Origin of the sequence: Microcoleus sp. Aus8_D2 (assembly GCF_036702665.1) — a bacterium.
In the GTDB taxonomy this organism is placed as follows: domain Bacteria; phylum Cyanobacteriota; class Cyanobacteriia; order Cyanobacteriales; family Microcoleaceae; genus Microcoleus.
Window position 1 is genome coordinate 183,993 of record NZ_JAUBUN010000007.1, and the last position, 19,771, is coordinate 203,763.

The following is a 19,771-nucleotide window of genomic DNA, read 5'->3' on the forward strand; positions in this document are numbered from 1 at the left end:
ATTTAGATAGAGACAATACTTTAATTTAGATTTTAAATTGATCAAATGGTAATATATAGCAATTCTAAATGAGTCGTAGATTTTTTACCCCACCCCAACCCTCAGAGCGAGTTCGGGGAGGGAGTAAGAAGAAGTTCACAAATGATTTAGGATCGCTATACTGCACAAATATAGATAATCGAAATTGCAACCGTGAATGTAGAACAAATCGATCGCCTGCTAGCTCAGTGGAAACAGAATCTCGCCCGCATCAGTCAAAATCTGATTGATTTGCATGGATTGCCAACTTATCAACAACTCACTGCAATGCCGTCTGATGTCGAGCTAACTGGCAAAACACGAGCAAAGGTTGTTCCCGCACTCAGTGTGATGAATGACCTATTTCAGAATTTTGATTTGTTAGTAAACACGATCGATCGGGCTGTGATGCTCCGCAAGCAAGTTCCTAAGTTTTTGACTTCCACCGCTGAATCTCAACTGCGTGAAATTGAATATCTTTTAACAGGAACTTCGATTCAACTTGCAGAACAACAAATTCCTCTAGCACAGCGAGATTTACTCAGTGCCGCCCAAGCTCAAAATGCAATTACACCTGCGGAATTACTGAAGGTGATGACTGCTGCTTTTCAAGTCGGAAAAAATGTGGTTGTCGAAGTGGAGACAGCACAATCGCATTTAGCAGCACAACTGACGCGAGCCCAAACTGAAATGCGATCGCTCCAAACTTTTGCTGACTCTCTCGGTGTTCGCACGAGTAATGAACTAGCAGTTGCTCAGCAAAATTTGCTCGATTTTGGCGATCGCATTATCTGCGACCCTTTAGGTGTCAGCGATGAGTTCGAGCGAGAAATTGAACCAATTATCATTCGTTCTAGACAGTATTTAGAGGAAATCGCTCGGCAAAAAGCATCGGTTAAACAAGAATTATCTCAAGCGCATCAACTTCTGCAAAACTTAATTCATTTAAATCAGCAACATCAAACTATTTTTGCAGAGTATCAGGAAAAAATAACAGAAGCTGCAACACGATCGCAGCCTTTAACAGACGAACAAATTGAAGCTTTAAATCAGTGGATCGACCGACTAGAAATTAAGTTCAAAGAAGGCATATTTCAACCAGTTAAGATTGGTTTACAGAATTGGCGTCTCAGAACACAAGAGTATTTATCAGCTCAACAACAAGCCTATAAAGACCATCAAACTGCACTAGAAATGCGTCAAGAATTGCGAGGACGACTCCATGCACTGCAAGCTAAAGCATTAGCCAAAGGGATGTCAGAAAACGAACAATTAAATCAAATCGCCCAACAAGCCAAGCAGTTATTATATACTCGGCCCACTCCGTTAGAGCAAGCAATCCAGCTTGTCAGTGAGTATGAAAAGGTATTGAATCGTTCTTGTAAGTTGATATAACTCAATACGGTTGACTTAAGAGAGGGCGGGTGCCGGCCTAGATACAGTCGATTATTTCATGAATTATTAGCCGGCACGCGCCCCTACAAATTTTGGTAATTGCGATCGCAAATTTATCGGCAATACATTGTTGTTACCTAATTGGATCTTGGCAATCAACACAAGATAAAATATCCGATCGCAATCCTGTAGGGGCGGGTTCGCCAACAGCCACCGAAGGTAGCAGACAGCTTAAATAAACCCGCCCCCACCCCACAAAAAAGCCCCAATTGCACCAACTCACTGGATAATCACAAATATTCCTTCAAACGCAGATTGAGTCCTAAAAAGGTTAAAATAGCGATCGCACTAATTAACCCAAGACTCAATATCTCAACTTGGTAGGTATTTTTAAACGCTCGATCGAGCATAGCAACCCGCAAAATATCATCGCTCGATTGCTGAGATTTATCGGGTACGTAACCCACACTTCGGAATCCTCGATCGAGATTCTCTGCAAACGCAGCTAAATTAATGTCGCTTACATCCTGATGTTCCTTGAGGAATCGATCGAATGCCCAATTAGATTGCCCTTGAGCGTTCCCCGTACACAGTGCGATGGCTTCAGCTTTTTTGCCGCTATTTGCCAGCGCTCGAATCTGTTTGTCAATGTCAATATAAACCCCAAATGCGGATATCATTTTAACTGCCGCTTCTCGCTCTCCACTAAAAGTAATATTGGCAAATTCTTCGGCAAATAATCCCTTAAAACCCGCGACTTTGTTGGCGTTAGATTGCTTGAATTCCTGAGCGAGGGACTCAAAATTCAGATTAGCGGGTACTGTGGCAATTTTCGCCGTTTTCTCAATAAAGTTGCGTTCGTGTTGAGGTGCAAATTCTCGATCGAGTAAATAGCGACTTTCATCGGCATTGGCACTGTAGGCAATAGCGCGAGCCTGTCGCAACGGCAAAAGCGAGTTAAAGGCATCCTCCTTAGCCACTTTCAGATGATAGGAAGCCGCATTTAGTGCATTGGTGATATAAAACAAAAAGACGATCGCGCACAGGCTGGCTGCCAGCAAATAGGGGTTGAGATTGCGGCGCATTCGGTGGTACAGAAATAGTTGCAATAGTCCCAATCCGACAATTGGCAAGAGGTTGGCAATAACTGCGAGGAACAAGAGACGACTCGATCGCATTTTTTGTGAGGTGTAGGCTCGATTCAGACTCTCTAAGTTAACTTTTTGTAATTGTTCAGCAGCAGGCAGTAAAATCGAGTCCAAAATGTTGGCTGCTTTGCGATACGCCTCCAACATCGATCGCGAATCGCCCCTTTCGTTCGCCAATCGCGCCCGTTCGATTTGCGTCATGTAGTCCCCCAACGATAGGATCAGCGTGCGAATCTGTTGGCGTTCTGTATCCCCCTCCGTAATATTCTCCGCCGCCAAAGCTAAGAGTTTAGACAGTTTTTCTTGTCGTTCCCGATACGCTTTAGTGGCTTCAGCATTCTCGCCCGGTTTGACGAGCAATTCGTTAGCAGCATTGGCATCCAAATCGGCGATGCTATCTTTAATTCGCTGGGCAGTTAAGACGCTGGGTGCGGTGTTTTTGCCGATCGTTTCGATCGCATCGCGCTGCATTCTCACTGCTTCATTGGCAGTCCCCAAGGCTACAAGGCTGACTCCCCACACGAGGTACAATCCCCATCGCAGAATCTGAGGGGTGGTGAATTTGGTTTGCCAATTTGCGATCGAACTGGGCTTTTTTCCTGAATGAGAATTGGTAGTAACTTGGCTCATATATTTGGTAATGGGTAATTGGTCAAAAGATGCGGACTTAAGTCCACACTACGAACCGTTTTTGTTATTCTGGTAATCTATCGGACATGATATAATTTGTCATTTGTGGGGCAGTTTTTATCAATTACCGATTTGCCTGCTAGTTAAGACTGGGTAACATTAACAATCAGCTTTGTCCAATGTCCCAACGTAATTTCATCCCCATCTTTCAGACTAATATCTGTCATCGGCGCAAGTTCAATTCCATTGAGAAATGTACCGTTGGTGGAACCGATATCGCGCAGAATTAACGCTCCATCTGGTTGGCGGTGAATGACGGCGTGGCGGTGGGAAATGGCATCGTCCAAATCGAGGGCGAGATCTGGATAAATGGCGCGGACATCGCTAGTGCGTCCGATGAGAGTGCTGGGTTGTTCCAGAGGGAAAGTCATGGGTGTAAACTCGGGCGGTTCCGGGCTACCTTCGCAGCGCAAAGTGCGATCGACGGTGATGAGGAGTTCGGGAGTTCCTGTCGTTGTGGGTGAGGTAGATGTCGGAGAAACACGGGTTGCGCCCGCATCTATCGTACCCGCATCCGGGTTAGAAGAGGCGATTCGCGAAGCGATCCCTTTGGGAATTGGAATTTCTCCACTCGCACCCGTGACGAAGTTATAGCCGCAAATTTCGCAGAAATTGCCGCTATCTTCCTCGTGGGGAGTCGCGCAATCGGGACAGTTAATTGTAGCTGTGGCAACTCGAACGGGCGGACTTTTAGATTCGACAACTGCGCCTCCATTAATCTTTGCGCCGCATTCCGAACAATAGTCAGATTCGATCGATTCGTGACCTTTTGGACACTGATAGACAGACATAATTACCTATACGATTTTGGATTTTGGATTTTAGATTTTGGATTGCAGATTTTGGATTGTCGATTTTGGATTGTCGATTTTGGATTGTCGATTTTGGAATGGCTAATTTCTGGAAATTCGTGTTGTTTTAGTCGATCGAGTTTCCAATGCCATTTCATCCTCCTTCGCCACATTCCGCTTCAAACGAACTGTTCCAGTCGGTGCATCCTCCACTTCCACCACCTGGCGCAGCAGTTTCGCCGTGCCCTCATTCCCAGAGTCATGGGCGAGTTTGACAGCCCGTCCCAGCTTTGCCGTTGCTGCTTCTACATCACCTTTATCGCGAGCTTCGAGTCCTTCCTGAATGGTTTGTGCTAGTTCTGCTTGTCCGGTATAATGTGCGACTCGCCGATCGATTTTTGTGGATTTCTGTTCGTCATCCGTCCACACCGCCAGAATCCGCGCCTCAGTAATTTTCGTTTCCACCCCATCAACCGTGTAAATTAAACTCGCCCGTCCCGCCAGCATCTCATCTCCCACGTTACCGGGATTCACGTCAATACAGAAGTGGTAATCGCGCGATTCTGCCGTCCCCCAAGCGCCTGTCGGATAGTCGCAAACTTGAGGTTTAATAGATTGAGCGCGATCGGTCAAATCGACAATTTGGGGACTAACTTGCTTGCAGAATCGCACCTTTGCCCCTTGGGGAGTCCACAAACGGAGGGCTACATCACTCACCGTTTTAGTCATCGCTTGGGCGAGAATGGCTTGGAAATCGGCTTCTATTTGCACCGCGTTGGGGATGATATCGGTGGTTCCGAGTAGCTTGTTGGCAATAAACTGAAGCTGCTTGACGCGCCAGTCGGTACCCACCCCCCGACAGTCGCACTGAAATACACCTTCACACGCTTGCAGCACCTGTTCTAGGCGTTTTTCGTCAGAATCATCGTTCTGCCCGTCGGTAAGCAATAGGGCTTGTTTGACAGCATTGGGCATCTGTTTGAACTCGGTTAGTGCAGCTTCCAGCCACTGAGAAATTAATGTACCGCCACTGGGTTGGACTTCTTTAATTTTGGAGATGGCTTTGGCTTTGTTTTCTGCGGTGGCTAGAGAAGTGGGAAATACATAGGCGCGAGTGGAACCCACCACGATAAAAAAGGAGGTATCGGCAGGAATTAACTCCACGAGTCTAATCATCGCATTTTTGGCGGCGTGGATTTTTTGGCCCTGCATCGAACCGGAAATATCGCAGATAATCCCGAAAAGTTTGTCTCCAGTTTGGGGTGCGATGGCGATCGTTTCGTCCCCACGGACGGTGACCGTCATAATGGCATTGACTTCTCTGGAACCTTGATGAAGGTAGGGATTTTGGAAGACTTCGGCTTGGAATTGGGTAGACATTGTTTTTGAGTTGTTGAGTGAATTTTGAGTAAATGCGATCGATGCTTTTTTCAGTAAAAATGATGCTAATTTACAGATTGAGAAAAGAGATTAGAGTGTAGGTTGAGTAGAACTGAGAGCTTGCAGCATTATCAATAATCCTGTAAGGGCGGGTTCACCCACCATCTATAATGAGTACCAACAATTTACAAAAACCCGCCCTCACCTAACGACAGAAATTCGATCGCACAATCTCAGAAACCGGGTTTCTTTTTATATGCTTCGTACTCAGCAGACCTTATTCGCAGAAACCCGGTTTCTCGCCAGCCAGCGATAGAATTGCGATCGCACATTCCCCAATTTTATCAAAAAGCGCGATCGTGAATCTCTCGTTGGGTGGGGGCTGGTTTATTAAGATTGTTGGTACTCATTAGACATGGTTGGTGAACCAGCCCCTACAGGTTAATGGAGAACGTTGCAATATCTCATTTACATCCGTTACATCCCGTACACCGCTTCATTGCCAAACTTCCTTCTTCCTTCTTATAATATTATCCTCAAACGACTAACAGAGTGACAGTAATGTTATCTCGACCGCCACAAGAGCGAGCAAATTCTACGAGATGGCGCCCCATGCCGATCGCATCTTCTGAAGCATTACCATAGACTAGCTCGGCGAGTTGTGGCGCGTCGGGTGCATAATTCCACAATCCATCCGTACAAAGTAACAAATATCCAGCACCGGGAATCGGAAACTGCACGATCGAAGGAACCGCATCCTCTTTAGCATCCACACCCAGCCAGCGCGTAATGGCATGAGCTTTATCGGACTTGCTAGCTTCGGCTGCGCTCATTTGTCCCGATGTAACTATTTCGTTAAACCAAGAATCATCTCGCGTCAGCAGTTGGGAGTTTTCCCGATCGATCCAGTAGGCGCGACTATCTCCCAACCAAGCAATTGTCGCGATCGAATTTTGCACGACCGCCGCTACAATCGTCGTCGAAGGTGCATCTTGATTCAAACTCCTATGAGGAATAACACAGACTACATTGAGTGCGGCAGCGATTCCCTGTTCGAGAGCTGTTTCTGGGGGGAGATGTTTTTGCAGAGCAGTGACAATGGCATCTCTGGCACCTTCTGCCGCTGCTTTTGATGCCAATTCGGGAAACTGAGAACTCGACACCCCATCGCAGGCGATCGCAATATAAGTGTTACTGCTTTCTATTACCGCACAAGCCAAGTAATCTTCATTGCGTTCGTGTCTCAATCCCCGATCGCTCACTCCCGCGAAATTAGGCTGAAGATTCACTTCAATGCGATCGGTTTCTCGGACTTGCCGGCGTTCATTCTTGAACCCACAAACCGAACAGTATCCATCTGTATCGATCGCCTCTGGTGCCGCGCCGCATTTCTTGCATAATAATTTCGTCGTCGAAGTTTCAGTAACATTAACGGGTGAATTGGCGAGTGGCGTACCGCATTCTTCACAAAAGCGATCGTCTATTTGAACTACAGCTTGACAGTTGGGACATTGCATAGTTTGGGTCTTAAAAAAGCAAAAGTAAAGTGCACCTGAACATAAGATAATACGGTTTAGTTAAGACCGATCCCCCCTAGCCCCCATTAAAAAGGGGGGACAAGAGAGTTCTTAAAGTCCCCGCAACGATTCGGGGGATGCGAGGGGGATCTCTAGGAATAAGCAGTGTTAACTGAACGGTATTGACCTACAACCACGTTCTCGGACGCACGCGATTCGCCTCATCAACCAAGCGAATCTTTTCCGCTCCCGTGGATAAATGTGCCATGTCGCGCAAGGCTTTTTCTAACCCTTTTCTCAGCTCAACTTCTTGCAGTTGATGCCCCAAAAGGACGATCGCCGATGGCTGAATCGCTTTTGAAGCGATCGATCCTAACGCGGTTTCTAAAAGCTGTTTCGTCAACCGATATCGCTCCATGCCTTCGAGCGTTAAAGCTTCGAGCGTCGTAGCTGCTAAACTCAACTCCTTGGCTCCCGGTGCGGTATGTTTGGGATCGATCAGCATCCGTGCCGTTTCCACCCGCGATCGCACCGACAAATTCGAGGTGGGCGGCACTCGTCGGAACGCCTCCACCGCCGCCTGACGATCGCCCGTCGCACTCAAACACCTGGCCAAGCCGAACGTCGCGCTAACATAACTTGGGTCAGTTCGACACACGCGATCGTATAGTTTAATAGCTTGTTTGCGATCGCCGGCCAATTCCGCCGCCAGCGCTAATGCCAGTTGAGGGGCCAGTTCCCCCGGCAGTTCCGAGTAAACGCGATCGAACTGTTCCTGTGCCTGTTTGGCGCGACCCCGCGCCAGCAGCAATCGACCGCGATACCAGGGTACGCGCCAATCCCAGGCATCGAGTTGTTCGGCTTGCGTTATTAGTTCCACTTCGGCGACTGGATAGTTGCGACTCTCGATCGCGCTGTCAGCCAGTCTGAGCAAGGCTTCGCGAGAGTTGGGATACTGCTGCACCACCTGTTCCAAAGTCACCTGACGTTGTATGGGGTCAGCGATCGCTTGGGCATTCAATACCGCGTTAAAAGCTGGATCGTTGCTATCGATCGTCGGTACGGGAAGCTGTCGGAAGTCCGCGCCAATCGGTTCCAAATTTGAAGATGCCGTCAGCGCGAGCATATCCGAGCCGAACAGGTTACTGGGAGCCGGATGCGGCGTATTTGTTTCCAGTGCTACCACTTCCCGCAACACTCCCAACAATCGATCGGCCATTTCCTCCGCCGACTCGAAGCGATCGTCAGCGTTGTACGCCGTGGCTTTGAGCAAGAAGCGATAGAGGGATTCTTGCTTGGCGAATAGGGGTTCTTCCTGCGGGCTGGGTAACTTGTACTGGTGCTCTTTGCTAAAGCCGGAAACGTTCGTTACCAGGACGGCGAGGGTGCGGCCGATGGTAAATAAATCCGAGACGACGGTGGGCCCTTCTCCTGCCTCCGGTGCGCTATACCCCACCGTTCCGTAAATGTCCCCGTCTAAGTCGTCAATGCGCCGCACCCCACCCATATCGATCAGTTTCACGTCATTGCTTTCGAGCATGACGTTATCGGGTTTGAAGTCGCAGTACACTAAACCTCGATCGTGCAAGTAGGCAAAAGCGCCGAGAATGCGGTGAATGTAGGCGATCGCTTCGGCAACTGGTAACGGGCCGCGCGTCTTGCGAATCTCCTTGAGCGTCTGACCTCCAACGTACTCCATAATGATGAAGCCTTCGTTGAGATGGTTGACGAAGTTGTAAATCCCAACGATGTTGGCGTGTTTGACAGAGGCGAGGAATTGGCGTTCGGCTACAGCGACGGCGGCGCTGGCTTCATCCTCCGTGTTGAGTAACCCTTTAAGAACGACGTAGCGCGACAGACTCCTATCAAATCCCAAATAGATCCAGCCGAGTCCCCCGTAGGCGATCGCACCTTTGACTTCGTACTGATTTATCACTCGATCGCCCGGTTTGAGGCTGGGAACGAAGGAATACTTATGGCCGCACTTCGGACAAAACCCTTTTTCCCGACGTAAGGCGTTGTTGCAACTGGAACAGAAGCGTTTATTTTCCGGGACGACGGCTTCTGCAAGCAGCGCCTTTTCCGGTTCAGTGGAAGGGAGTTCTGGAATCGACACCAATCCCGCACCTAATTGTTTGCGGCTGCTTCTAGAGGCGCTACCCGTGCGCCGGGAACTGCGGCTGCTTGCGGAGGATGAACCCGTCTGCGTGCTGGCTGTTGGGGAACTGGTTTTGGATACGCTCGCGTTCGATGCAGTGGGGAGAGGGGAGGAAAGCAGCCGTTCAGCGGTTTTGACAGCCGCCATACCGCAGACATCGCAATAGCCATCCTCGATCGTTCCCGTACAACCCGATTTTTGGCATTTATCGCCATCCATTATTTTTAAAGATTTCCTTAAGAAAGAATTGGTATACGGTGGATTCTTTCAGTATGCGCGATGAACCCAAGTTCGAGGATATTTGGGATAACTTTGCAATGGAATTTAACGAAATATTGTCGTTATTTTATTAATCCCTTTTATCTAAAAAAGCCACTATTTTTAATAAAGCTTCACGATAGATTTTTTTACCATCACCATTAAGGTGAACGCCATCCGAAGTCAAAGTAGCCTTCAAAGCTTTACCTTCAAATAACGGCTGCAAGCCAGCTTCATCAATTGATAATTTTTCAGCAGCAGCAACCTGGCCCAGCAACTGATTAAACTTATCAACTCTCGGAATCGGAGCAGCAACACTGATATCGCGGCTGGCCTCAACAGTCGAATAAAAAGCTGGCAACAAAATCACCTGTTTCGCCCCCATATCTTTTTTCACAGTGCTAATTATTTGACGCATATTTTGCACAAATTGCCCGTCCATAGTTCGGTAAATAGCATCATTTGTCCCGAGAGCCACAATCGCGCGATCGCACTTAACTCGAACAGCCGTTAAAAACTTAAGCTGTTCCAACTGAGAAATCGCACTCATGCCGCCGATCGCAAAATTGAAAGAATTGTCACCCAGAGTATTCCCCAGCATCGAAGTGATCGAATCTCCAAAAAAACAATTTTTGATATGCGCGTTCCGAGTCACAGCAACTTGATACTTTACCTCATCTTGCCACCAAGACTGAGAACTCAGCGTATCCGTCGGCAATTTCAGATAATTTGCATTCGCCATTACCAAAGTTCTGCCCAAATAGCCCCGCTTCTCTGTGTAAATCAAAATAATAGATAGCAAAAGTACATTCAACAAAATCGAAAGAATTGCAATATTTTTCATACTTGCTCCTGCTAGTTTCTTCCTCTCTGCGCTCTCTGCGCTCTCTTTGTCCTCTGCGGTTCAATAAAAATACTTCAATTATGTAGATTGAACACTAAATATCTTACCCTTAAATGTTAAATTTTAACTTTCAAATCCCGTGACTTTTCCCAAGCACCCAACTGCGGCGAAAAATCCGAGCCAAAGTCGATTCTTCCAAAGCAAAATAGATCGGGCGGCCGTGAGGACAAGTGCGCGGATTGCGAGTTTGCTGCCATTCATCCAACAAATTTTGCATTTCCAAAAGACTTAAAGGAGTACCGTTGCGAATAGCGCTGCGACAAGCAGTAGCAACTTGAGCCGCTTGCAAATCTGCGACTTTACTGAGTTCAAAAAGTGCATCCGCACAGTCATCTCTGGAGGCTAATAATTCAGGCACTTCCCGCGCCGCCCATAGCTGTTCGCCAAATGTTTCTACTTCCAAACCCAAGCGGGACAAATTCTCAATTTGCAGGGCAGATAATTGACTGAGAATCACTGGTTTTTCTAGAGATTTTAGCTGCCAATCCGCGCAGATACGTTCGTACAAAACGCGCTCGTGAGCGATGTGCTGTTCTACCAACCACATTCCGCTAGAGTGTTCTGCAACAATATAAGTATTGTGAACTTGAGCGATCGCCCTCAGTTCCATCAATCCTATTTTACGACCTGTTGTCTGTTCGTCACCGCCATCACTCTTTCGAGCTGAAGTCCCGACACTGTAAGCACTTTTTTGTTCTGATGCTTTCAGCAACTGTCCCACGCGATCGGGAATTGGCGCACTCACCAAAACTTCATCATTCAGGTGCAAAGCCCGATCGATTGCAGCGCCAACTTGTGCTTGCCAAAAACTCGGATCGTGCAGATAAATTTCCACTTTAGCCGGGTGGCGGTTCCAGTCGATTTCGGAGGGGGAGAGTTGCAGGTGAACAAAACACACGGGATAGCGATCGCGCGGACAAGTTCGAGCAAAGGCGCTGAGAATAGTTTGCTCTATTTCGGGCGATCGCACAACCCGCCGATTTACTGCCACCTTAACCCAATCCGGCCGCCTGCGGTGACAGCGATCGGGCAAACCAATTACTAACTCCAAAGACTGAGAATTGGTAACAGATGATTGGGAAGTAGCAACAGGTAATTGATAATTGTGATGGATTTTAGCTCCCACAAGTTGAGTTTCTCGCAACAGATTTGCTACTTTCTGATTCTCAGGACTCGCAGGCAAATCTAACTTTAAATATTGTAAATCGCTCGCTCGCACGCCGCGCACAAATTGAGGCAAAATTTGTTCCGCTGTGCTGGCCGAAGTTACGTAAAAACAAGGCGCATTTGCTTGGCGCAACTGCCAATTAACCTGCGGGTGACAAATCGCAATTTGCTGAATAATGGATTGGATCGATCGCATTTGCTGTGCCGGCGACAAAAAAGTGCGGCGCACAGGCCAATTACCAAACAAATTAGCCACAGTCACCACCGTACCCGGGGCGATCGCCACTGTTTCCAGCTCCACAGCAACGCCTGCGTTGTTGTAAACCACCCGCCAGCCCGATCGAGCATTTTCAGATCCACCCTTGTTAAACGATGATTTCTCAACTCCCCCCCTTAACAAGGGGGGGCTGGGGGGGGTTTCCGCAGACTCTCGATTTTCCCAAAAATCGCCCAATCCCAGATCGTTGGGCCTGCTCAAAACCTCCAAACAGCCCAACTGAGCCAAACTGTGCAAAGCTTCCCCGCGAAATCCCAAAGTAGCAATTTTGTAAAGGTCAGCTTCCGTGGTAATTTTGCTCGTACTGTGAGGCGAAGCCGCCTGCTGCAAATTTTCCAAATCCATCCCCGTACCGTTATCCGCCACTTGCACCCGCCACTGCTCGGGCCAAACAGAAACAACGATGCGAGTTGCGCCTGCATCCAGAGAATTTTCTACTAATTCTCTGACTGCGGAGGCGATCGAGTCAATCACTTCGCCTGCGGCAATTAAATTGATAACTTCTGCGGGTAAGGTTTGAATAGTAACTGGCATCAGATTTTTAGCGGTTCGTTAATTCAATTCTACTTGATTTTGTAACTCGCTACACACTATTATGACTTAAGTAGGTTGTGACAAATAAACATTACTTAAACTCGCTAGGCTCAAGCCATATTTTTCGGCAACCGGATGTAAAAAGTTGTCCCTTTTTGGTTTTCCGACTCATAAGTAATTTCCCCTTTGTGAGCATCAACGATTGACTTAGCAATTGCCGTTCCCAACCCCGTACCAGTTCTCTTGCCGTAAGTGACAAAAGGTTCAAATAACTTGTCCTTAATTGCCTGCGGAATGCCCGGCCCGTTATCGTAAATGCTAATTTCTGCCCAATTCTCACTTTGTCCTATAGCAATCTCTACTCGCCCCCCGCGTCCGCCAAAAGCTTCAACAGCATTCCCAGCTAAATTTTGCAAAACGCGCAAAATCTTATTTTCGTCCGCTTCCACTATCACTTCTGTCATTCGCAGCACCAAATCTACTTTGGCAGCCTCAAAATAAACTCTGTTCAACTTTTCAAACTGCTGCAAAATCTGGATGAGATTAACTGGTTTTTTATTTAATGCAGAGTTGCCGCGCGAAAATTCTAATACTTCCTCCGCCATCCCCAACATTCGCTGAACCTGCAATTGAATAAGTTCGCACCACTCCTGAGTTTCCTGATCCGGGTGCATTTCTTTTAGCATTTCGCTGGAGAGTTTAATTCCCGTAAAAGGACTTTTGAAATCATGAATAATTGTGCTGACCATTTCTCCTACCAAGACCATTTTTTGTTTGTGTACGAACTGGCTAACATATTGATCCGTGGTAGACCGCAAATTTTTAATAATGAAACTAAACATTTGCAGTACGGAACTGCCTTTAGCAAATTGGAGAGTGGCTATCAGTTCTTCGCGCCCTAATTTCGCCAAAGTCGTGCCGCCAACTGCCACAGCTCTAGCACTGCGCGGCTCTCCGTCTAAAACTCCGAGTTCACCAAAAAAATCGTCGGGCTTCGCGACAGCAATCGTTTGATATTTACTGTTTTCAATCCGCTTGCTAAACTCGACTTCACCTTCTAAAACTAGATATAAAAAATCGGCTGGTTCTCCTTCTTCAAAAACCAGGGTTTCCTCAGCAAAACTCTCCAAGACAGCTATTTCGCACAGGTGAGCAGCTTGAAGAGGTTCAAAATAAGACATAAATTGATGAGATGCCAGATCCATGTGAAAATACCTGAGGCTTAATCTAAACAGTTTCTTTCTTCTATCTTCGCCGATCGGCATCGGTGCGTGAATAAAATACAATACAGCTTTAATCTGCCTCTATTTTCTGGCATCCCAGGCTGTGAGGGAAGAGTTAGCCTCGGAATGCAGAGCCAGACTAGCACAGCAACAGCAGCCATCTTACCAAAATTCTCAGTTAGTTGACAAAAATACATAAAACCGATGTGGCGGTTGCTATATCTTGAGAGAGATGGTGCAAATTCAATGCCGATCGACTTTCATTGCCAAAAATTAACGATCGCCAGATAAGACGATCGCAGCATTCTGCCCGCCAAAGCCAAAACTCAAACAAACCGCATTTCTCACAATAGCCGATCGGGCACAGCGAACAAAATCTAAATCAAACCCCGGTTTTTGCATTCCAACGCAAGGTGGCAACATTCTATCTCGAATACCCATCAAACAAAAAGCCGCGCCCAAAGCTCCCGAAGCTCCCAAAGTATGACCAGTAGCCCCCTTAGTCGAACTAACAGCAACTCCTGGGTGAAACAATTTCTGAATTAACAGGGCTTCATGTCGGTCATTTAAATCAGTTCCAGTACCGTGAGCGTGAATAAAATCTATATCAACCGCCGTTAAATTGCTGCGTTTCAAACATTGAGTTACGGCCGCGAGCGCACTTTCCCCGCCCAACTCCGGCGCATTAGCATGACAAGCATCATTTGTCAAGCCAAAACCGGAAACTCTACCGTAAATTTTAGCACCGCGACGCCTTGCCAAATCAGCCGATTCTAATACAAATAAAGCCCCGCCTTCGCCGAGCACAAAGCCTTCGCGATGTTCATCAAACGGATAGCAGCCAGTGTTGGCCAAAGCGCCCATCCGGTTAAATCCAGCCACAGTCAGCGGTGTAATTGGCGCTTCCAGAGCACCTGCGATCGCCCGCTGACACTCACCGGTGCGGATCAAATCAACAGCGCGGGCGATCGACTGTAGGCCCGTAGCACAAGCAGCCATCGGCGCCAGCACAGGCCCCGTCGAGCCAATTGCCCTCGCCGCCGCGATCGCCCCCATATGAGGCAAAAAATCCACAAATTGGGAATTGGGAATTGGGCATGGGGCATCTTGCCCTGAGCGAAGTCGAAGGGTGGGCATGGGGCATCTTGCCCTGAGCGAAGTCGAAGGGTGGGCATTGGGCATCTTGCCCTGAGCGAAGTCGAAGGGTGGGCATTGGGAATCGGGAATTGGGAATTGGGCATTGGGAATCGGGAATTGGGAATCGATAATCCGGCAATTCTCCTTCTCTCCCCCTCTCACTTTCTCCCCCTCTCCCCATCTCCCTTTCTCCCCTTCTCCCCCTTTCCCCCTCTCTTGCCAACTGTTCCAAATTAGCCTGAAAGCCGCGACTGGAACCGATCGCAATTCCGCAATCAGGAATCGGCAAAGTTAAATCAGCATCTTGCAAAGCATCTGCCAAAACCTGCCGAATTAAAGTTATTAAATCAGCAGGTTTTTTGCCAATTAAACCCAAAGGTCGCCGTTCAAGTTCTAAAAAAGGTTGATGTCGCTCAATTCCCGAATCCTCAGCCAACAGTCTTTTCCAGCTATTTTCCAGATTCCCCAAAGCTGAAACAAGACCAATTCCCGTAACCACAACATCCATAAATAGAAAGCTTGCTTTCGGCAGAAAGTAGAAAATAGAAAGCAGTTGTTTTTCTAATGACTGCTGACTATTGACTAATGACTGCTGACTACTGACTACTGACTACTAACTAATTAACAGCCTTAAAATTTTCCAAACCCTGAGTAACAGTAGCCTTATCAATGCGATCGCCCGCTTGAATCTTATCGATAACATCCATCCCTTGCTTCACGTAGCCAAAGACCGCGTAGCTACCGTCCAAAAACGGCGCATCGGTCAAAGTAAAGTAAAACTGAGAAGAAGCCGAATCAGGACTTGGCGATCGAGCCATAGCCACAGCCCCGCGACTGTGCATCAACACCGGTTTCTGGGCAATCCCAGCTTGTTCTAGCGTTTGGCTGTAAGTAGGGTTTGGGGCACCTTTAGCTTTAATTTCCAGAGGAATCCTGCGTTCGACAGATGTTTTCGGGTCAATAAAACCCCCAGTTCCCAGTCGCGACGCAGGGAATTTAGGGTCTTTACCCTGGGGGTCGCCGCCCTGAACTACAAAAGGCTGAGGTTCCCGCACCACTCGGTGAAATACTAGCCCGTCGTAGACTCCTTTTTGAACCAAATCGACAAAATTGCCGGCAGTAATTGGGGCATTTGTGCCGTCGAGTTCGATCGTAATTGGAGCACCTTTAACCGTCATCACCACCGTTGCTTTTCCTTGCAAGCGCGGCAAATTGCTAAATTGCGAACTCGCCGCCACAGCAGCAGGCGGAGACCCAGACGCAGACAAAGAAATGCTTTCACCAGACGCCGGATTCGTCGGAGTTGAGTTCGCAGCAGGGGAACTACCGCATCCCCCGACAAACAGCGCACCAATTATTAAAAGTGAGAACAACCACCGCTGAATTTTGATTTGCATTTGCATTTGTATTTTCACTTTCACTCAACCAGGTAAGGTGCACACCGAGGCGCACCCTAGATTAATCGATTGGGTGCTCTTCGGCGCACCCTACAAGACATTACCAATCTCAAATCGAAAATCCCAAATCCAAAATCTCTACAGTCCTTCTAGGGGAACTTGCAAAAATCGAGCCAATTCGGCAGCTTGATTTTCCACTTGAGACAAAGCAATCGGCTGTCCGACTCTAGTCAGGGGAAACTGACGGCGGTCTTTGAGCTTGAGGTAAATACTGCGGCGGGGACTGAGACCTTCTTTGATGTCCACCCGCACAGATTGCACGTCCGATGTCTTGCAAGTAAAATCAAGTTTGCGGTTTTTGCCGGGAAATCCCCAGCGAAAGATCCGAATGTTACCAGTTTTGCGATCGAACTCATTGTATCCGCCGCCGACATCCAAGAGAACAGTCAGCCACAGGTAAAGCCCCAACAGCAGGGCGCAGACGCCGTAGAAACCCATCGCGATGCCTTGGGGGATGAAAATTAGTTGAGTCGGGTCAGCAAAAGGCAGCAGGTTCACGTGCAAGTAGCTGGAAATGCTCGACAGCAGGAAACCAGTCCCTCCAATGCTGACAACCGTCGCCCACCAGTAATTGCTGAAGCGGCGGGATCCCAAAACCTCGTAGCGGAGCACAGTATCGATCGAGGTCATTGTTTTTGCAGTCATAAATTTAAACAGCCTTAAAGCCAAATTTTAATTCAACCAGCCCACCTGTGCGTCACACTTCGCTGGCGCGATCGCGACGGGCCGATAGCGATTCTGTATCAACTCTTGATAATTATGTTGAAAATTGATGAACTTATAATATATAGTTATGTTAACTTTAATTAGAAACCTTGGTCTTTTAACAAGCAAAAGGATTTTATCGCTATGACAATCGCAGTCGGACGCGCCCAGACCGAAAGAGGCATCTTTGATGTCCTCGACGACTGGCTCAAACGCGATCGCTTCGTCTTCGTAGGCTGGTCTGGCATCCTGCTATTCCCCTGCGCCTATATGGCCATCGGTGGCTGGTTAACAGGCACCACCTTCGTTACCTCCTGGTACACCCACGGTTTGGCAAGCTCCTACCTCGAAGGAGCCAACTTCCTCACCGTCGCAGTATCCACCCCAGCCAACAGCCTCGGACACTCCCTCCTGTTCCTGTGGGGCCCCGAAGCTCAGTGGGACTTCACCCGCTGGTTCCAACTCGGTGGTTTGTGGGCATTTGTCGCCCTTCACGGCGCCTTCGCACTGATCGGCTTCTGCCTGCGTCAGATCGAAATCGCTCGTTTAGTCGGCATCCGTCCTTACAACGCCCTCGCATTCACCGGCCCGATCGCCGTGTTTGTGTCGGTGTTCCTGCTGTACCCCTTGGGTCAATCAGGTTGGTTCTTCGCCCCCAGTTTCGGCGTCGCAGCAATTTTCCGCTTCCTGCTATTCCTGCAAGGCTTCCACAACTGGACGCTCAACCCCTTCCACATGATGGGCGTTGCAGGCATCTTGGGCGGGGCGCTGTTGTGCGCTATCCACGGTGCCACCGTGGAAAACACCCTGTTTGAAGATGGCGAAGGTGCTAACACTTTCCCAGCTTTTAACCCAACTCAGTCAGAAGAAACCTACTCGATGGTTACAGCTAACCGTTTTTGGTCGCAAATCTTCGGAATTGCCTTCTCCAACAAACGTTGGTTGCACTTCTTCATGCTGTTCGTACCCGTCACCGGCTTGTGGATGAGCTCCATCGGTATCGTCGGTTTAGCATTAAACCTGCGTGCTTATGACTTCGTATCACAAGAATTGCGCGCTGCTGAAGATCCTGAGTTTGAAACGTTCTACACTAAGAACATTCTGCTTAACGAAGGCATTCGTGCTTGGATGGCTCCGACCGACCAACCCCACGAAAACTTCATCTTCCCTGAAGAAGTTCTGCCTCGCGGTAACGCACTTTAAAAAAATCAGGATTTGGATTTCAGCTTAATTTATGTTTTTTAAATTCAAACTAGAAATCCAAATTCCTATTCACCGGGTGGACGCAGTGCTCCTGCGGTCACCCGGAGAACAAAAAAACCGAAATCCAAAAACTAACATCGTTGGAGGTTCTACCGCGTGGTAACGCTCTCTAATTCCTATGCAAGCGGTCGCGACCAAGAATCCTCCGGATTCGCTTGGTGGTCAGGCAACGCTCGTTTAATCAATCTCTCAGGCAAACTGCTGGGCGCACACGTCGCTCACGCTGGTTTGATCGTGTTCTGGGCTGGAGCAATGACTTTGTTTGAAGTCGCTCACTTTATCCCAGAAAAACCAATGTACGAACAGGGCTTAATCTTGATGCCCCACGTCGCTACTTTGGGTTGGGGCGTCGGCCCTGGCGGTGAAGTCACTGATATCTTCCCGTTCTTCGTAGTCGGCGTTCTGCACTTGATTTCATCTGCTGTTCTCGGTTTGGGCGGCATTTATCACGCCGTTCGCGGCCCAGAAGTTCTCGAAGAATACTCTTCCTTCTTCGGCTACGACTGGAAAGACAAGAACCAGATGACCAACATCATCGGCTATCACCTGATTTTGTTGGGTGGCGGTTGCTTGCTGCTGGTTGCTAAGGCCATGTTCTTCGGCGGTGTCTATGACACTTGGGCTCCGGGCGGCGGCGACGTGCGTATTATCACGAACCCAACCCTCAACCCCGCTGTAATTTTTGGCTACTTGGTTCGCGCTCCTTTTGGTGGCGAAGGTTGGCTGCTCAGCGTCAACAACATGGAAGACATCATCGGCGGTCACATCTGGCTCGGCCTGATTTGTATCTCTGGCGGTGTTTGGCACATTTTGACCAAGCCTTTCGGCTGGGCTCGTCGCGCCTTAATCTGGTCTGGCGAAGCTTACCTGTCCTACAGCTTGGGCGCTTTGTCCCTCATGGGCTTCATCGCTTGCTGCTTTGTCTGGTTCAACAACACTGCTTACCCTAGCGAATTTTACGGCCCGACGGGCCCGGAAGCTTCTCAAGCGCAAGCTTTGACCTTCCTGATCCGCGACCAACGCTTGGGTGCTAACGTCGGTTCTGCACAAGGCCCTACCGGTCTGGGTAAATACCTGATGCGCTCTCCTACTGGCGAAATCATTTTCGGTGGTGAAACGATGCGTTTCTGGGATTTCCAAGGCCCTTGGTTGGAACCCTTACGCGGTACTAACGGTTTGGACTTGAACAAAATCAAGAATGATATTCAGCCTTGGCAAGCTCGCCGCGCTGCTGAGTACATGACTCACGCTCCTTTGGGTTCTTTGAACTCTGTGGGCGGCTTGGCAACTGAAGTTAACGCCTTTAACTATACTTCTCCCCGTTCTTGGTTGGCCTGTTTCCACTTTGTGATGGGTTTCTTCTTCTTGGTCGGCCACTTGTGGCACGCTGGTCGCGCTCGCGCGGCTGTCGCTGGCTTTGAAAGAGGTATCAATCGCGAAAATGAAGCGGTTCTTTCTATGCCTGATTTGGACTAATCGATCGAGCTTATGCTGATTTGATGGTCTAGTCAAAAAAAGCTCCTGCTCGCGCGGCAGGAGCTTTTTTTTGAGTAAATATCTGGAAAAAGTGACGTTGCGGTCGATCGACCTTTCTCTGAATAATTCTGCAAGTCTTGAGACTTGACAATTTTTATGAGTTCGGGTAAAGAGCTTGCAAGGCAGAGTCTACAAAGTTTATATTTAAAGTACAAAAGTTTTAATCGCACAGAATTGAAAGTTGCAATGAGAAGTTGCCATTTTAAGGCAGCT

At 48.3% G+C, this 19,771-nt stretch carries 13 protein-coding genes and 1 pseudogene; 3 read left to right on the forward strand and 11 right to left on the reverse strand.

From position 1 onward, the window contains the following. Positions 1 to 192 precede the first annotated feature (192 nt). Entirely contained in the window at positions 193 to 1,413 is a 1,221-nt protein-coding gene (locus QUB64_RS08180) for a hypothetical protein (RefSeq protein ID WP_333278551.1), read from the forward strand. Between the two features lie 290 nt (positions 1,414 to 1,703). Here QUB64_RS08180 and QUB64_RS08185 read toward each other — a convergent pair whose 3' ends face one another. The 11 genes and pseudogenes from QUB64_RS08185 to QUB64_RS08235 all read right to left on the reverse strand — a co-directional run bounded on the left by QUB64_RS08185 (position 1,704) and on the right by QUB64_RS08235 (position 16,699). Beyond that, entirely contained in the window at positions 1,704 to 3,191 is a 1,488-nt protein-coding gene (locus QUB64_RS08185) for a hypothetical protein (RefSeq protein WP_333278553.1), read from the reverse strand. 143 nt (positions 3,192 to 3,334) lie between these two features. After that, complete coding sequence (locus QUB64_RS08190; protein ID WP_333278555.1) at positions 3,335 to 4,042, reverse strand: FHA domain-containing protein; 708 nt, start codon at positions 4,040 to 4,042, stop codon at positions 3,335 to 3,337. Between the two features lie 102 nt (positions 4,043 to 4,144). Next, positions 4,145 to 5,422, reverse strand: coding sequence for a vWA domain-containing protein (locus tag QUB64_RS08195; RefSeq protein WP_333278557.1), 1,278 nt, complete (start codon positions 5,420 to 5,422; stop codon positions 4,145 to 4,147). 536 nt (positions 5,423 to 5,958) lie between these two features. After that, on the reverse strand, positions 5,959 to 6,939 hold the full coding sequence (locus tag QUB64_RS08200) for a PP2C family serine/threonine-protein phosphatase (RefSeq protein WP_333278559.1): 981 nt from the start codon (positions 6,937 to 6,939) through the stop codon (positions 5,959 to 5,961). Between the two features lie 187 nt (positions 6,940 to 7,126). Beyond that, the gene (locus QUB64_RS08205) at positions 7,127 to 9,316 is read right to left on the reverse strand and encodes a serine/threonine-protein kinase (RefSeq protein WP_333278561.1); all 2,190 of its coding nucleotides are present in this window, start codon (positions 9,314 to 9,316) and stop codon (positions 7,127 to 7,129) included. A gap of 130 nt (positions 9,317 to 9,446) precedes the next feature. Further along, positions 9,447 to 10,199, reverse strand: a complete 753-nt coding sequence (locus QUB64_RS08210) for an SGNH/GDSL hydrolase family protein (protein ID WP_333278563.1) — start codon at positions 10,197 to 10,199, stop codon at positions 9,447 to 9,449. 130 nt (positions 10,200 to 10,329) lie between these two features. Further along, positions 10,330 to 12,237, reverse strand: a complete 1,908-nt coding sequence (gene mutL / locus QUB64_RS08215; RefSeq protein ID WP_333278565.1) for a DNA mismatch repair endonuclease MutL — start codon at positions 12,235 to 12,237, stop codon at positions 10,330 to 10,332. Between the two features lie 110 nt (positions 12,238 to 12,347). Beyond that, complete coding sequence (locus QUB64_RS08220; protein WP_333278567.1) at positions 12,348 to 13,442, reverse strand: ATP-binding protein; 1,095 nt, start codon at positions 13,440 to 13,442, stop codon at positions 12,348 to 12,350. A gap of 291 nt (positions 13,443 to 13,733) precedes the next feature. Beyond that, positions 13,734 to 14,537, reverse strand: a pseudogene (locus tag QUB64_RS08225) (beta-ketoacyl synthase N-terminal-like domain-containing protein); the annotation flags it as partial. Positions 14,538 to 15,214: 677 nt separating this feature from the next. After that, entirely contained in the window at positions 15,215 to 16,000 is a 786-nt protein-coding gene (locus QUB64_RS08230; RefSeq protein ID WP_442921639.1) for a peptidylprolyl isomerase, read from the reverse strand. A 132-nt stretch (positions 16,001 to 16,132) separates the two neighbouring features. After that, the gene (locus tag QUB64_RS08235) at positions 16,133 to 16,699 is read right to left on the reverse strand and encodes a photosystem I assembly protein Ycf4 (protein ID WP_333277746.1); all 567 of its coding nucleotides are present in this window, start codon (positions 16,697 to 16,699) and stop codon (positions 16,133 to 16,135) included. A gap of 204 nt (positions 16,700 to 16,903) precedes the next feature. Between QUB64_RS08235 and psbD the strand changes: the two genes are divergently transcribed. Next, a complete protein-coding gene (psbD, locus tag QUB64_RS08240) occupies positions 16,904 to 17,962 on the forward strand; it encodes a photosystem II D2 protein (photosystem q(a) protein) (RefSeq protein ID WP_333274206.1) in 1,059 nt (352 codons plus the stop codon). A gap of 156 nt (positions 17,963 to 18,118) precedes the next feature. Then, on the forward strand, positions 18,119 to 19,498 hold the full coding sequence (gene psbC, locus QUB64_RS08245) for a photosystem II reaction center protein CP43 (RefSeq protein ID WP_333277748.1): 1,380 nt from the start codon (positions 18,119 to 18,121) through the stop codon (positions 19,496 to 19,498). Positions 19,499 to 19,771: the final 273 nt, after the last annotated feature.